This window comes from Pseudarthrobacter cremeus (assembly GCF_051857465.1).
Taxonomy (GTDB): domain Bacteria; phylum Actinomycetota; class Actinomycetes; order Actinomycetales; family Micrococcaceae; genus Arthrobacter.
The window spans coordinates 716,720-730,818 of sequence record NZ_JBPZHC010000001.1 but is presented as its reverse complement, the minus strand read 5'-3'; the positions used below and the strand labels follow the sequence as shown (position 1 = coordinate 730,818).

Annotated in this window: 12 protein-coding genes and 2 tRNA genes; 10 read left to right on the top strand and 4 right to left on the bottom strand. The window is 65.6% G+C overall.

Features of this window, described 5'->3' with window-relative positions; translation table 11 throughout:
* The first annotated feature begins 45 nt into the window (after window positions 1-45).
* Together ACS5PJ_RS03275 and ACS5PJ_RS03270 are read left to right on the top strand one after the other, a co-directional pair.
* Window positions 46-1,098, top strand: a complete 1,053-nt coding sequence (locus ACS5PJ_RS03275) for a 3-isopropylmalate dehydrogenase (RefSeq protein WP_439433464.1) — start codon at window positions 46-48, stop codon at window positions 1,096-1,098.
* A gap of 109 nt (window positions 1,099-1,207) precedes the next feature.
* On the top strand, window positions 1,208-2,320 hold the full coding sequence (locus ACS5PJ_RS03270) for a branched-chain amino acid aminotransferase (RefSeq protein WP_439433463.1): 1,113 nt from the start codon (window positions 1,208-1,210) through the stop codon (window positions 2,318-2,320).
* Between the two features lie 143 nt (window positions 2,321-2,463).
* Here the strand turns inward: ACS5PJ_RS03270 and ACS5PJ_RS03265 are convergent, their stop codons facing one another.
* Window positions 2,464-3,066: a hypothetical protein gene (locus ACS5PJ_RS03265; protein ID WP_439433462.1), complete on the bottom strand. Its 603-nt coding sequence runs from the start codon at window positions 3,064-3,066 to the stop codon at window positions 2,464-2,466.
* A 94-nt stretch (window positions 3,067-3,160) separates the two neighbouring features.
* Between ACS5PJ_RS03265 and ACS5PJ_RS03260 the strand changes: the two genes are divergently transcribed.
* Genes ACS5PJ_RS03260 through ACS5PJ_RS03245 form a run of 4 tightly spaced genes read left to right on the top strand, consistent with a single transcriptional unit; the run spans window position 3,161 to window position 7,042 of the window.
* Entirely contained in the window at window positions 3,161-3,958 is a 798-nt protein-coding gene (locus ACS5PJ_RS03260; RefSeq protein ID WP_439433461.1) for an MBL fold metallo-hydrolase, read from the top strand.
* A gap of 10 nt (window positions 3,959-3,968) precedes the next feature.
* Window positions 3,969-4,745: a fumarylacetoacetate hydrolase family protein gene (locus ACS5PJ_RS03255; protein ID WP_439433460.1), complete on the top strand. Its 777-nt coding sequence runs from the start codon at window positions 3,969-3,971 to the stop codon at window positions 4,743-4,745.
* Between the two features lie 48 nt (window positions 4,746-4,793).
* Window positions 4,794-6,305, top strand: coding sequence for a glutamate--tRNA ligase (gene gltX, locus ACS5PJ_RS03250; protein ID WP_439433459.1), 1,512 nt, complete (start codon window positions 4,794-4,796; stop codon window positions 6,303-6,305).
* Complete coding sequence (locus ACS5PJ_RS03245; RefSeq protein WP_439433458.1) at window positions 6,305-7,042, top strand: HAD family hydrolase; 738 nt, start codon at window positions 6,305-6,307, stop codon at window positions 7,040-7,042. The genes gltX and ACS5PJ_RS03245 overlap by 1 nt, the downstream gene beginning before the upstream one ends.
* 78 nt (window positions 7,043-7,120) lie before the next feature.
* Here the strand turns inward: ACS5PJ_RS03245 and ACS5PJ_RS03240 are convergent, their stop codons facing one another.
* Complete coding sequence (locus tag ACS5PJ_RS03240; RefSeq protein ID WP_439433457.1) at window positions 7,121-8,593, bottom strand: hypothetical protein; 1,473 nt, start codon at window positions 8,591-8,593, stop codon at window positions 7,121-7,123.
* 334 nt (window positions 8,594-8,927) lie between these two features.
* On the opposite strand from ACS5PJ_RS03240, the gene ACS5PJ_RS03235 reads away from it, so the two are divergent.
* From ACS5PJ_RS03235 to ACS5PJ_RS03220, 4 genes are all read left to right on the top strand, one after another.
* A tRNA-Gln gene (locus tag ACS5PJ_RS03235) sits at window positions 8,928-8,999 on the top strand.
* 127 nt (window positions 9,000-9,126) lie between these two features.
* Window positions 9,127-9,202, top strand: a tRNA-Glu gene (locus ACS5PJ_RS03230).
* A gap of 101 nt (window positions 9,203-9,303) precedes the next feature.
* Window positions 9,304-11,121 carry a dynamin family protein gene (locus tag ACS5PJ_RS03225; protein WP_439433456.1) on the top strand — a complete coding sequence of 606 codons (1,818 nt, stop codon included), beginning with the start codon at window positions 9,304-9,306 and terminating at the stop codon, window positions 11,119-11,121.
* Window positions 11,118-12,734, top strand: a complete 1,617-nt coding sequence (locus ACS5PJ_RS03220) for a GTPase (RefSeq protein WP_439433455.1) — start codon at window positions 11,118-11,120, stop codon at window positions 12,732-12,734. The genes ACS5PJ_RS03225 and ACS5PJ_RS03220 overlap by 4 nt, the downstream gene beginning before the upstream one ends.
* A gap of 13 nt (window positions 12,735-12,747) precedes the next feature.
* Here the strand turns inward: ACS5PJ_RS03220 and ACS5PJ_RS03215 are convergent, their stop codons facing one another.
* Window positions 12,748-13,284, bottom strand: a complete 537-nt coding sequence (locus tag ACS5PJ_RS03215; RefSeq protein WP_439433454.1) for a DUF1697 domain-containing protein — start codon at window positions 13,282-13,284, stop codon at window positions 12,748-12,750.
* 48 nt (window positions 13,285-13,332) lie between these two features.
* On the bottom strand, window positions 13,333-14,052 hold the full coding sequence (locus ACS5PJ_RS03210; protein ID WP_108600545.1) for an IclR family transcriptional regulator: 720 nt from the start codon (window positions 14,050-14,052) through the stop codon (window positions 13,333-13,335).
* Window positions 14,053-14,099: the final 47 nt, after the last annotated feature.

Genomic DNA, 14,099 nt, shown 5'->3' with positions numbered 1-14,099 from the left:
AGACGACTTGACCAGTATGTGGATGACTTCGTTACGCTGAAAAGCATGAGCGCATCGACGATAAATCTGGCTGTCATTCCCGGTGACGGTATTGGCCCCGAAGTCATAGCCGAGGCATTGAAGGTCCTCGAAAAGGCAGTCGCGGCCGAAGGCGCCGTCCTCAAGCAGACGCACTACAAGCTCGGCGCCGAGCACTGGCTGGAAACCGGCGAGACCCTTCCGGACGAGGTACTGGCAGACCTGCGCAGCAGGGATGCCATCCTGTTCGGCGCTGTGGGTGCCGCCCCCGGCGACACCCGGATCCCCTCGGGCATCATCGAGCGGGAGTTGCTCCTCAAGCTCCGCTTCAGCCTGGACCACTACGTCAACCTGCGGCCCTCAAAGCTCTACGGCACAGTTGGAAGTCCGCTGGCCAACCCGGGCACCATTGATTTCGTTGTGGTCCGTGAAGGCACCGAAGGCCCCTACGTTGGCAACGGCGGAAGCCTGCGTGCCGGCACGCCGCACGAGGTGGCCACCGAGGTTTCGCTGAACACCGCCCATGGCGTGGAGCGTGTGGTGCGCGACGCCTTCCGCCGCGCCAGCGCCCGGGACCGCAAGCACCTGACACTGGTGCACAAGCACAATGTCCTGGTTTACGCCGGCCACCTGTGGAAGCGCACGGTCGAGGCTGTGGCCAAGGAATTCCCTGAGGTCACCCACGACTACCTGCACGTGGACGCCGCGACGATCTTTATGGTCACCGACCCGTCACGCTTCGACGTCATTGTCACGGACAACCTTTTCGGCGACATCCTGACGGACCTGGCCGCTGCCATCACCGGGGGCATCGGGCTGGCCGCCTCGGGCAACATCAACATGGACCGCACCGCGCCTTCCATGTTCGAACCGGTCCATGGTTCCGCCCCGGACATAGCCGGCCAGCAGAAAGCGGATCCCACCGCAGCCATCCTCTCCGCAGCCCTGCTCCTGGACCACCTCGGCTACACCGAAGCGGCCCGGAAAATAGAAGCGGCAGTGATCGCCGACGTCGAAATGCGCGACGGCGGCGCACGCACCACCAGTGCGGTCGGCGACGCCATCACCGCGGCGCTGTAGCCCGGCCTGCAGGCGCTGCCAACGGGCGTAAGCTTGTTTCGAATCACCAAATGCTGCCCTGCTGTTCAACGCTGAACGGGCTCCCAGGGCAGCCGATCGTGGAGGAACCATGACTCAGACTGCCCATGGCGTCGAATTCAACCAGCAGCTCTCGGCAACCCCGAAGTCAGTTGAAGAGCGCGCAGCAATCCTGGCCAACCCGGGGTTCGGCAACTACTTCACCGATCACACCGCGGTGGTGGACTACAGCGTCGATGAACATGGCGAGGGCGGCTGGCACAACCCGCGCATTGAAGCATACGGACCCATCTCCCTGGACCCGTCGGCAGCGGTGCTGCACTACGGCCAGGAGATTTTCGAAGGGCTCAAGGCCTACCGCCACGCTGACGGATCCATTTGGACGTTCCGCCCTGAGGCCAACGCCGCACGGCTCAACAAGTCCGCGCGCAGGCTCGCCCTGCCGGAGCTTCCGGTTGAATACTTCCTCAGCGCCATCCGCGAACTCGTTTCGGTGGACAGGGAATGGGTGCCTTCCGGTGACGGAGAGGCCCTGTATCTGCGCCCGTTCATGATTGCCACGGAAGCGTTCCTCGGTGTCCGCGCCGCGCGGGAAGTGTCGTTCCGCGTGATCGCCTCCCCGGCCGGCAACTACTTCGGCGGGGAACTGAAGCCGGTGTCCATCTGGATCTCCCGCGAATACGCCCGCGCAGGCCGCGGGGGCACCGGGGCTGCCAAGTGCGGCGGCAACTACGCGGCCTCACTGATCGCCCAGCAGGAGGCGGAGGCGCATGGCTGCAAGCAAGTGCTGTTCCTTGACCAGTTCAATGACAATGCTGTCGAAGAACTCGGCGGCATGAACGTGTTCTTCGTGATGAAGGACGGCTCTCTTGTGACTCCGGCGCTCACCGGCACCATCCTGGAGGGCGTCACCCGCTCCTCCGTGATGCAGGTGGCCAAGGACATGGGCCGCACGGTCACAGAACGCAAGATCACCCTCGATGAGTGGCGTGAAGGCGTTGCCTCAGGCGAGATCGCCGAGGTGTTTGCGTGCGGTACTGCCGCTGTCATCACGCCCATTGGCGTGCTGAAGGACAACACCGAATTCATCGGCAGCGAGGACGCGATGGCCGGAGAGACCACCATGGCCATCCGCGGGCAGTTGCTCGGCATCCAGACCGGTACCGTGCCGGACAGGCACGGCTGGCTGACCCGCCTGGCCTGATCCCCACCACCCCTGATCCCACAACCCCTGATCCCAAGCAACGCGGGGTCACTTGATGCGCCTTCCCGCCGTCGGATTGGGCATCTAGTGACCCCGCGTTGCTGTTTTCAGGGTGTGGGGCTGAGCACGGGCCGCGGCGCGGCCTAGCGGCGGGCTGCCTTCCGGGCAGCGTTCTTGAGTGCCTTGCGGGAGACCGGTTTCAGGGCCTTGCGGTCCGCTTCTTCCGCAAGTGCACGGTTGCGGCGGGCATCGATGACGTCGTTCCAGAGTGCCGTCGCGAATGCGCCGCCGTCCTGCGCGTAGACGTCGTAGGGGTAGCCGACAAAGATAGCAGGCGTGGTGGACCCGCTGGGCAGATCGGTCCCCATCGCAGTCGCGACGGCGTCGCCCGCTGCCCAGGTCCGGGTCAGGTGGTGCGTGAGGTTCTCCTGGACGAAGATGTTTGCGTCGCTGGAGGCAGCTGCCCGGTTCAGGAGTATGAGCAGGTCCTCTGCCAGGAAAGCCCTGGCCGATTCTTCCGCAGGAGCCGAACCGGAACGGAAATCCTCGGCGACACCCTCCACCGCCTCGCTCCAGTCAGTGGTCTCGCGGAATTTCTTCCACGTGGGGAACCATACGATGCTTCCGGTGGCATGGTTGTGAATGTGCTGGAGCCCAGTGTTCTTCTCCGTTGCAGCATGGTCATGGCCGGCGGCGTCGGCGCCTGCCAGGAGTTCGGCCAGGGAAATCTTGGGTGTGGTGCTCATGGGTGTCTGGACGCTCTCTGTAGACGGTGGGGTTCAGGAGCCATAACCCGCATTGGTGTCCCGGTTATTCCTCTCCCGGTGCGAAGATGGTGCGGTGAACTCCACCTCGAGCAGCGGTCCACAGCCCGGCAGCACCCTGGCAACGTCCCTCCTGGCTCCTAATCCCGGGCCCATGAGCCTGGAGGGCACCAATTCCTATCTGATAACCGCAACCGGGTCCGGGTCCGGATCCGTCGTAGTGGTGGACCCCGGCCCCGCAGACGAACGTCACCTCCAGGCTCTGGCCGGCCGCGGTCCGGTTGAGCTGATTCTGGTGACGCACCGGCATGCTGACCATACGGCCGGCTCGCTGCGGCTCCAGGAGCTGACCGGCGCTCCCGTCCGGGCGGCGGATCCCCGGCATTGCCACGGCGGGCAGCCACTGCAGGCCGGCGAAACTATCCTGGCCGCCGGGGTGGTGATCGGGGTGGTGGCCACGCCCGGACATACGTCCGATTCGGTGTGTTTCCACCTTGCAGAGGACGGCCCCGACGGCTCTGTGCTGACCGGCGACACGATCCTGGGCCGGGGCACCACGGTGCTGGACTACCCCGACGGCACACTGGGGGACTACCTCCAGTCATTGGACCGGCTCGAAGCGCTTGGCGCTGCAACCGTCCTGCCGGCCCACGGGCCCATGCTTCCCTCATTGGCGGCCGTCTCGCGCGCCTACCGTGAGCACCGCCTGGAACGGCTGGAGCAGATCCGCGCTGCCCTTGACCGCCTTGGCCTGGATGCAGAGGTGACCGCCGTCGCGGATGCCGTGTATGCCGACGTCGAGCCCCACCTCAGGCGGGCCGTGGAAATGTCGGTTGCGGCACAGCTCCACTACCTGCGCGGCCCAAGACTGTAGGGTAAGAACCATGCGTATTGCCCGGTTTGTAGTCGATTCTGATCCCCTGTACGGCGTTGTTGAAGGCGAGTCCGGCAGTGAGGAAGTCACTGTCATCAACGGTGACCCGTTCTTCAACGGCGTGGAGCGTACCCACGTCAGGCACAAGCTTGAAGACGTCCGGCTCCTTGCCCCGATCATTCCGCGCAGCAAGGTGATCGGCGTCGGCCGTAACTTCGCCGAACACGCCGCTGAACTGGGTAATGAAGTCCCGCAGCACCCGCTGCTGTTCCTGAAACCCAACACCTCCGTGATCGGCCCCAACGATCCGATCGTGCTCCCGGAATTCTCGGACGAGGTATCTTTCGAGGCCGAGCTGTGCGTGATTATCGGCAGGATCTGCAAGGACGTCCCCGAGGACCGGGTGGACGACGTCATTTTCGGCTACACCTGCGGCAATGACCTCACAGCCCGCGACGTCCAGAAAACAGACCTGCAGTGGGCCCGCGCGAAGGGCTTCGACACGTCGGCACCTCTTGGCCCGTGGATCGAAACCGAACTCGATACTGAAGACCTCCGGATCCAGGGCCGGCTGAACGGCGAGCTCCGGCAGGATGGCAGCACCAGCCAGATGATCCGCGGCGTCCGTGAACTCGTCTCCATCGTCTCGCATGCCTTCACGCTTCTCCCCGGCGATGTCATCATGACCGGCACCCCGGCCGGCGTCGGCCTTGTCACTGCCGGTGACCGGTACGAGGTGGAAATCGAGGGCATCGGACGGCTGTCCAACCCCGTGGTCCGCCGCTGACGCCACCTGACTTCCGGGAAGGCGCCACGCGGTAAAGTTGGACCCACTATGACTACTGCCTCCGCGTCCAATACCTCCTTCCCCTCCGTCACTGCTGAAACGCCTGTCCGTGTCCGGTTCTGCCCGTCACCAACCGGCACCCCCCACGTCGGGCTGATCCGTACCGCCCTGTTCAACTGGGCCCACGCCAAGCACACCAAGGGCACGTTCGTTTTCCGGATTGAAGACACTGACGCGGCCCGTGACTCGGAGGAAAGCTACCAGCAGCTGCTCGAAGCGCTGAAGTGGCTCGGCATCACCTGGGAAGAGGGCGTGGAGGTCGGCGGCCCGCACGAACCTTACCGGCAGTCACAGCGCCTGGACCTCTACAAGGACGTTGTGGCGAAGCTCCTTGAGGCCGGGTACGCCTACGAGTGCTACTCCTCACCGGAGGAAGTGGAAGCACGCCACCGCGCTGCCGGCCGCGACCCCAAACTCGGGTACGACAACTTCGACCGCGAGCTCAGTGACGAACAGGTTGCCGCTTTCAAGGCCGATGGCCGCAAGCCCGTCCTGCGGGTCCGGATGCCGGACGAGGATGTCACCTTCACCGACGTGGTCCGCGGAGAGATCACGTTCAAGGCAGGAAGCATCCCGGACTACGTCATTGTCCGCGCCGACGGCTCGCCGCTCTATACCCTGGTCAACCCGGTGGACGACGCGCTGATGGGCATCACGCACGTCCTCCGCGGCGAGGACCTGCTCTCCTCCACGCCGCGGCAGGTGGTGCTGATCCGCGCGCTCATCGAAATCGGCGTCGCCACGTACATGCCGGTCTTCGGCCACCTCCCGTACGTGATGGGGGAAGGCAACAAGAAGCTCTCCAAGCGTGACCCGCAGTCCAACCTCTTCCTGCTCCGGGACCGCGGCTTCATTCCGGAGGGTCTGCTGAACTACCTCTCGCTGCTGGGTTGGAGCCTCTCCGCGGACGAAGACATCTTTACAGTGGACCAGCTGATTGAGAATTTCGACGTTCACGATGTGCTGGCCAACCCCGCTCGGTTCGACATCAAGAAGGCAGAAGCCATCAACGGCACTCACATCCGCATGCTCGATCCCGAGGATTTCCGCGCCCGCCTGGTCCCGTACCTGCGCGCCGCCGGTTATGTAGGGGAGACGCTCACGGAGCGCCAGGAGGAGATCCTGACCGAGGCTGCCCCTCTGGTGCAGGAGCGCATCGCCCTGCTGGGTGAAGCTCCCGAGATGCTGGCGTTCCTCTTCAAGGCCGATGACGCCATTGACGTGGCCGATGACGCACGCAAGGGGCTGCCGGCAAACCTCACCGAAGTCCTGGATGCCGCTTTGGCAGCACTGGAGCCTCTTCAGAACTGGAATACGGAAAACATCCAGACCGCCCTGAAGCAGGCGCTGGTGGAGGACCTTGGCCTGAAGCCACGGCTGGCCTTCGGACCGGTACGCACTGCCATTTCCGGCCGCCGCATCTCCCCGCCGCTGTTCGAATCCATGGTGATCCTGGGCAAAGACTCATCCTTGGGCCGACTCCGCACCTTCCGCGGCTGATGAGCATGACCGGTACCGCCGCTGAAGGAGTCCTGGCGACGCGCTTTGGGACCATCCGGGGGGTTCTCTTTGATATCGACGACACCCTGGTGGATCTCGAGTTTGCGATGACGACGGCGCTGCGTGACGTGAGCCAACACCTGCTGCCGAACCTCGCCGAGGACGATTGGGAGAAGTTCGGCCGGATATTTACCCGCGAAACCACGCACTACTACGACCGCTATCTTGCCGGTGAACTGAGCTTCAACGAGCAGCGGCTGCTGCGGGGACGGGCTGCACTGGGACACTTTGGCGTCGAGCTCGACGACGGCGATGCGGCGCATCACTGGGTTAGCTCCTACGCCAGCCTCCAGCACAGTTACATCCGCGCCTTCGACGACGTGGTGCCGTTGCTGGACGCGCTGGACGCGGCCGGGGTTCCCTATGGCGCGGTCAGCAACAACGTCCACGACTACCAGAGGGTTAAGTTGGACGCGGCCGGACTGGAGCGCATCGGGATTCTGGTCGGCACCGACACCGTAGGGGTGCCCAAGCCGGATCCCGCGATCTACCTTGAAGGAGTGCGCCGGCTCGGAACCGGTGCCGGGGAGACGCTGTACGTCGGTGACAACCGGCTCCTCGATGCGGAAGGTTCGACGGCGGCTGGCTTGCAGGGCGTATGGCTGAACCGCGGAGGAGAACATGCGCCCGGCTTTGCCGGGAACGAAGTCACATCGCTGCTGGCTCTGCTGGCCTGACCTGTCATCCCGGCCGGAGATGACAAACGGCCCGGCCGGAGGAATCAATCCTCCGGCCGGGCCGTTTGTGTGGAGGGATCAGTCGGCTTCCCGCACCTGCCTCCGCCTCCGGAGCCCAAGGTAGGCCATCATGGCACCCAGTACCAGGAACGTCACGAGCGCAAGGGCCACGGTGATGTCGTTCTTCATCATCTGCGACGGCGAAACGGCGGCGGCACTGGAGTACAGCGTGCCGGTCCCGGCCGAGATCTGGGCGTTGCCGTCGGCCAGTTTGTCGGCACCGGTTGACAGTTGGCTGGAGCCGGCTGCGAGCTGGGTGTTGCCGTCGGAGAGCTGGGAAGCCCCGGATGCCAAGGCCGTCGAACCTTGGAGCAGGCCGGGGTTGGCCGGGTCTGCGGGATCGCCCTTGATGCCGGTGTTCAGGGCCACCGTACCGTCGGCCAGCCGCGAGCTGCCATCGGTCATCCTGGCCGTTGCCATGAGCAAGCCCGGATGCTCCGGGTCCCCGGGAACGCCGTCCATGCCGACGCGGATCTTCCCGGTGCCGTCGGCAAGGAGCTGGGTGCCCATCACGACGCCGGGGCTGTTGGGATCGCGGCTGTTCAGTTTGCCCGCCAGGGTGGCAAACCCCGCGGTGAGCTTGCCGGTACCGGCATGCAGCTGGCCTGCTCCGGCGTTGAGCTGGGCGGCTCCGGTCTGCAGCTGGGCGGCGCCGGTTTGTAACTTTGCAGCGCCGGTCTGAAGCTGTGAGGCACCGGCGTCCAGCTTCTGGGCGCCGGCGAGGATTTTGGCGATCTTGTCCTTGACCAGGGCGAGGGGGACCAGCCCCTGGGCTGGATCGTTGGCAGCTGCGTTCAGCAGTTCGAGCGCCTGGGCTAGCGCGGCCGTTCCGGTCCCGGCCTCCGGGCTGTTGTTAGCGCCGCGGTAGCCCTTGAGCTGGTTGGTGCCGGCTTCCAGCTGGCCGGTGCCGGCGGCGAGTTGGTCGGTGCCCGCCAAGAGCCGGCCTGTTCCGTCCGCCAGTTGGGCGGTTCCGGCATCAAGCTGGGTGGCGCCGTCGGCAAGGTTGTTTTCGGTGTTGCCGGCGGCAGTAGGCGTCAAAGCGGCGGAGAGCTGGATGGCGCCGGCGGCGAGCTTCCGGGCACCATCGTCAACCTGGTAGACGCCGGGGGCGAGCTTGTTGTTGACGTCGGTCTCGATCTTGACAGCGCCCTCGGCTAGGTGGCTGGCGCCTTCCTGCAGCCGGCCCGCGCCGGGGGCGAGCTTGCCGGCGATTCCGGCGTGGATTTTTTCCGCCCCCTCGGAGAGTTTGCCGGCGCCGGTGTCGGCCAGGCCGGCACCCGCGGCGAGCTTGCCTGCGCCATCCTTGAGCTGCTGGGCGCCGGCCGCAGCCTGCCCGGCTCCGACATTGAGCTTGGCGGATCCGTCAGTGATCCGTCCTGTGACCAGGGTGTAGAAGGCCAGCAGCGAAATCAGCAGCAACGCCAGGACGGCGATGGCAATCTTTTGGGCCCTGGTTCGGGGCGGGGTGGTGGCGACACGGCTATGCGGCACAGGGTGTTCCTCTCGACGATCTCACCGGCAGCGGCTCTGCTGCCGACCCGGCCATTGTGATGCAGCTAACACTTGAAAATGGCCGTTGCTCTGCCCTCATGTGGGTTGGGGGAGGAGTTGTTACTCGCTGGTAACTTACCGAGCCTAAACTTGTCAGCACCGGAATTGCAAGGGTTTTGGCGACAGTCCGCCGAGGCGCGGAGCCGGGGAGTGCTCCCAGGGGAGAGGCGGCGGTTCGATTTGTGCCCAACAAAGGTGTCGGGTAGAGTAATTACTCGTGCTGAGGCGCCGGGAGCGCGGGTTTGGACCTGCAAAACCGGGGCGAAAGTATCATTGGGATATGGTGTAATTGGCAACACTACGGTTTCTGGTACCGTCATTCTAGGTTCGAGTCCTGGTATCCCAGCTCTGGTTCGGTCGCATGAATTGCGCAGCGGATCAGGGGTTTTGAATCGGCTTGCTGATTTGAAACACCTGCTGAGTGTGTGAAATACTCGCTTAGCAAACCGGCTAAGAGCCGGTTGGAAGTACGCGGCCCCATCGTATAGCGGCCTAGTACGCTGCCCTCTCACGGCGGTAACGCGGGTTCGAATCCCGCTGGGGTCACCATTGGAAAACGGTCCCGGGCATCAGCCCGGGGCCGTTTTTTAGTTGTGGAACGAACCGCCGTGGCCCGTTGGGAATGTCACACCAACTGGCATGATGTTGCTGTGACCTCCACCGATGAGCCCGGCCCGCATCTTCCTCCGCCGCCGGGCCGCGCACCCAAGGCCTTCCCGGCCCGCCCGCCAAGCCAGGCAGCCGAAGCTGCTGTGGGCTTGCTGGAATCGGTGCGGGAGGATCTCTCCGCTGTTTCGCTGCCTTTGGCCCTGCCCGGGGTCGACAAAGCACGCCAGGACGCCCGTAACGCCGTCGCCCAGCTGGACGATTACATCCTGCCCCGCTACCGCAGCCTGGACGCACCCCTGCTTGCCGTCGTCGGCGGTTCCACCGGTGCCGGAAAATCAACCCTGGTCAACGCCCTCGTGGGCCACCCGGTCACCCGGTCGGGGGCTATCAGACCCACCACGAGGCAGCCAATCCTGCTCCATCATCCCGACGACGCTGGCTGGTTCGAGGGCCACAGGGTCCTGCCGACCCTCAGCCGGATCCGGGGAACCATTTCAACGGAACCTCTCCCTGCCAGCCGGGCGGGAGCAACTCCCGACGCGGAAGCCATCTCCTCGCTCGTGCTGGTTGCGGATGCCGCGGTTCCGCAAGGGATCGCACTGCTGGACGCTCCGGACGTCGACTCCATTTCCGATGACAACCGGCGTCTGGCGGGGCAGCTGCTCGCTGCCGCAGACCTCTGGGTCTTCGTCACGACGGCAAACCGCTACGCAGACGCCGTCCCGTGGAAGCTGCTCCTGAACGCTGCGTCCCGGGACATCATGGTGGCCGTGGTGCTGGACCGCGTGCCGCAGGAGGCAGAAGCTGAAGTGAGCGCCGACCTGCGCGCGCTGCTGAAGCAGGAAGGCCTCGGAGGTGCCGGCCTCTTCATCGTGCGGGAGACATACCTCGATGACCTGGGCATGCTGCCGCCGGAGTCCGTAGAGCCGCTGCGCAGCTGGCTCCGGGAACTGGCGGCCGATTCGGCAGGGCGGTCCGAGATTGCCCGGCGCACGCTGAACGGGACAGTCAGGGCACTCGCCGGGCGGGTAGGCGCTGTGGCGCAGGCCGTCCAGGAGCAGGAGCGGGCCGCTGCGACGCTTCGCTCCGACGCCAGGGACTCCTACCGCGATGCCGTCACCAGGATTCTGGACGCCACCAAAGACGGCGCCCTGCTCCGCGGTGAGGTGCTCGCGCGGTGGCAGGATTTCGTGGGAACCGGGGAGTTCTTCCGGACCCTTGAGCAGAACGTCGGCCGGCTGCGTGACCGCATGGGAGCCTTTTTCCGGGGCGAACCCATGCCGGCCGTGCGGGTCGAAGTGGCCATCGAGACAGGGTTGCAGGCGGTCATCCTCGACGAGGCCGCCAACGCCGCCGAAGAGACCGACCAGCGGTGGCGTTCTGACCCCGCCGGGCGCCAGTTGCTGGGCACCGAGGACCTCTCCGGCACCAGTCAGGGCTTTGCAGACAAGGCGGCAGCGGAAATACGGGCCTGGCAGGCGGCCCTGATGGAACTCATCCGCACGGAGGGCCAGGGCAAACGCACCCAGGCCAGATGGCTCTCGTTCGGCATCAACGGCCTCGGCGCAGCGCTCATGATCGTCGTGTTCTCCATGACTGCGGGACTGACCGGGCTGGAGATCGGCGTGGCAGGAGGCACCGCCGTCGTAGGGCAGAGACTCCTGGAGGCCGTGTTCGGTGAGGACGCCGTCCGCCGGCTGGCACAGACAGCGCGCGAAGACCTCCATGCCCGCTGTCAGCGCCTGCTTCAGGCGGAGCAACAGAAGTTCCTCGACCGCTTCCCCGACGGCGCTCCCGATACCGCACAGGTCCTGGCAGGCCACGCGGCGGCCCTCACCCGCCTGGCAGACCAGGCATGAGCCGCCACAGTGTAGCCCGCGAGGCATCACGGCTGGACCGCAGGCTGGAGGCGCTGAACGAAGCCCGCGAACTCGCGGAAGGGGTTTTGCCCGAGACCGCCTTGGAGGACGTGTTCCGGCTCCTCGAACGCGCCAGCTCCCGCCGGTCACTGTCCGCCGACCATACGGTGGTGGGCTTCTTCGGGGCCACCGGAAGCGGCAAATCCTCACTGTTCAACGCTGTCAGCGGCGCTGAAATCGCGACGGCGGCCGCTCGCCGGCCCACAACCTCCGAACCGTTGGCAGGTATCTGGGGAGCAGAGGGCAGCGAACCGTTGCTGGACTGGCTCGACGTCCGCAACCGGCACCATGCCGTACCGGTGGACGGGTTCGCGGATGAGGGCACCGGGCTGATCCTGCTGGACCTCCCGGACTTCGACTCCACCAGGGCCGCGAACCGCGAAATCGTCGAACGCATGGTGGGCCTGGTGGATGTGCTCGTCTGGGTGCTTGATCCGCAGAAGTATGCGGACGCCGCAGTACACAATGACTTCCTCAAACCCCTGGCCGCTCACGGCGCCGTGACCCTGGTGGTACTCAACCAGGTGGACAGGCTCCCGGAACGCGACGTGGAGCCCGTACTGGAGTCCCTTAAGGGGATCCTGGCCCGCGACGGACTCGGCAAGGTGCAGGTCCTTGGCGCGTCCGCCCTACGAGGCACCGGCGTCGACCGCGTCAGAAGCGCCATCCGAAGTGTCGTTGTGCAGCGCCAGGCGCTCTCCCAGCGGCTGGCCGCCGACGTTTCGCGAGCCTCGATGCAGCTGAGGCAGGTCTCAGGCGAGGGGGAGGCCGCCGGCGTCACTTCTTCCTCGAAAGCACGGCTTACGGACGAGTTGGCCGTAGCCGCGAACGTACCGGTGGTGGTGAGTGCTGTTGCCCGGTCCTACCGGCTCGAATCGACGCGCCGCACAGGATGGCCGGCAACACGGTGGCTGGTGCGGTTCAGGATGGATCCGCTCCGGCGCCTTAACCTGCGCAGTTCATCCCCGTCCCGACTCAACCGGACATCGCTGCCGCCCGCGGGTGCTCCGGAGCGGGCCCGGACCGATGCCGCCGTCCGCGAATTTGCCGATGCCGCCAGCGAGGGCGCCCCCGGGCCGTGGCGCGCGGCGATCCGCGGGGCCGCCCGCGAAGGGCGTGAGGCCCTGCCGGACGCACTGGACCAGGCCATCGCCGGGACCGACCTGATGGCTTCCCGGAAGTCTTGGTGGTGGGGCGTTTTCAACGTGATTCAGTGGCTCGCCCTGCTGACAGCCCTCGGTGGGCTGGGCTGGCTCGGCGTCTTGGCCGGACTTGCCTACTTCCAGATGCCGGTCCCTGAGGTCCCCCGGGTGGAGGGGTGGCCGGTACCGACGCTGATGATCGCCGGCGGCGTGGTTTTGGGGATCTTCCTTGCCTTAACCGGGAAGTTCATCGGCGCGGGGGTGGCCAATGCGCGTGCGGCCCGGGCAAGGAAACGGCTACGGGTTGCCGTGGCCGAAGTTGCCCAGGGGAGGGTGGTGGAACCTGTTGAGGTGGAAGTGACCCGGCTCAGATCATTCAATTCCGCCCTGAAGTCTGCAGCGGCAAGTTAGGAGCCTCTGCTGTTTACAGGGCTGCCGCAGCATCCCGGACCTTGATCATGGTCCGGAGGTTCCGGGTGGTGGTGGATGCCTTGTACCTGGGCTTGGCGGAGATCTTGCTGAAGGGACTGTCCAGGGTCCCGCCGACGGGAGCCAGCCACGCCAATGCTTCCGGGCCGAGGCGCTGCTGTTCTGAATTTTCGAGGGCTGCGCCGGCGGCATCCAGCTCATCCAGCACGGCCTTGTCCGAACCCAGCGTGATGTAGGTATGCGTGCTTTTGTCGTCTTCCGGGTACGGGCAGGCGGCCACCAGATCGGCAACCCGCGCTGCCGTCAGGACAACCACCCAGGCGTCGTAGCCGAATGAGTCACGCAGGCACTTCTCACATTTCGCCTTGACCCCGGCCACATCCAGGTCGCTGGCCAGCACCACATTGCCACTGGCCAGCAGGGTCTTCACCCCGGCGAAGCCCGCGGCCTCCAAAGCAACTTTGAGGTCAGCCATCTTGATGTTGATCCCGCCGACGTTGATGCCGCGGAGGAAGACTGCGTAGCTGGTCATGCCGACAGCCTAATGGTGGCAGGGCCGACGCCGGGGGAGGGACGCAGCTCAGTCGTTGTTCTTACGCAGGGCGTCCGTCAGGATCCGGCCGGCATTACACACCACTTCGGCGTGGAGGCGGCCCGGCTGGCGGGTGAGCCGCTCAATGGGGCCTGAGATCGAGACGGCGGCGATGACGCGTCCGGACGGTCCACGGACCGGCGCCGAGACTGAGGCGACCCCCGGCTCGCGTTCGCCGAGGCTCTGGCCCCAGCCCCGCCGTCGTACGCCTGCCAAAACCGTAGGGGTGAAGCGGGCCGACTGCAGCCCCTCCAGGAGCCGGTCGTGGTCCTCCCAGGCAAGCAGCACCTGGGCGGCGGAGCCGGCCTTCATCGAAAGCTGGGTGCCCACGGGGATGGTGTCGCGCAGGCCGATGGGGCGTTCAGCGGAAGCAACGCAGACACGCCATTCTCCCTGCCGCCGGAAGATCTGCGCGCTTTCGCCGGTGGCGTCGCGCAACTGCATCAGGACAGGTCCGGCGGAGGCGATCAGCCGGTCCTCGCCCGCTGCAGAGGCAAGCTCCACGAGCCGGCTGCCGAGGACGAACCGGCCCTGGATATCCCGGCTTACCAGGCGGTGGTGGACCAGTGCCAGGGCAAGCCGGTGGACGGTGGGCCGGGCGAGGCCGGTTGCTGCCACAAGCTGTGCGAGTGTGGTGGGCCCGGCCTCCAATGCGTCAAGCACATGGGCTGCTTTATCAATGACACCGACTCCACTAGAATTGTCCATGTAATGATATTGCCGTCTCATTATCTGAGATGCAAATGTTTCGGCTG

What these genes read in the sequence shown, in the direction of transcription:
- ACS5PJ_RS03275 (WP_439433464.1), top strand. Translation starts at nt 46, where the DNA reads ATGAGCGCATCGACGATAAATCTGGCTGTCATTCCCGGTGACGGTATT.
- ACS5PJ_RS03245 (WP_439433458.1), top strand. Translation starts at nt 6,305, where the DNA reads ATGAGCATGACCGGTACCGCCGCTGAAGGAGTCCTGGCGACGCGCTTT.
- ACS5PJ_RS03215 (WP_439433454.1), bottom strand. Translation starts at nt 13,284, where the DNA reads ATGACCAGCTACGCAGTCTTCCTCCGCGGCATCAACGTCGGCGGGATC.
- ACS5PJ_RS03270 (WP_439433463.1), top strand. Translation starts at nt 1,208, where the DNA reads ATGACTCAGACTGCCCATGGCGTCGAATTCAACCAGCAGCTCTCGGCA.
- ACS5PJ_RS03220 (WP_439433455.1), top strand. Translation starts at nt 11,118, where the DNA reads ATGAGCCGCCACAGTGTAGCCCGCGAGGCATCACGGCTGGACCGCAGG.
- ACS5PJ_RS03255 (WP_439433460.1), top strand. Translation starts at nt 3,969, where the DNA reads ATGCGTATTGCCCGGTTTGTAGTCGATTCTGATCCCCTGTACGGCGTT.
- ACS5PJ_RS03265 (WP_439433462.1), bottom strand. Translation starts at nt 3,066, where the DNA reads ATGAGCACCACACCCAAGATTTCCCTGGCCGAACTCCTGGCAGGCGCC.
- gltX (WP_439433459.1), top strand. Translation starts at nt 4,794, where the DNA reads ATGACTACTGCCTCCGCGTCCAATACCTCCTTCCCCTCCGTCACTGCT.
- ACS5PJ_RS03210 (WP_108600545.1), bottom strand. Translation starts at nt 14,052, where the DNA reads ATGGACAATTCTAGTGGAGTCGGTGTCATTGATAAAGCAGCCCATGTG.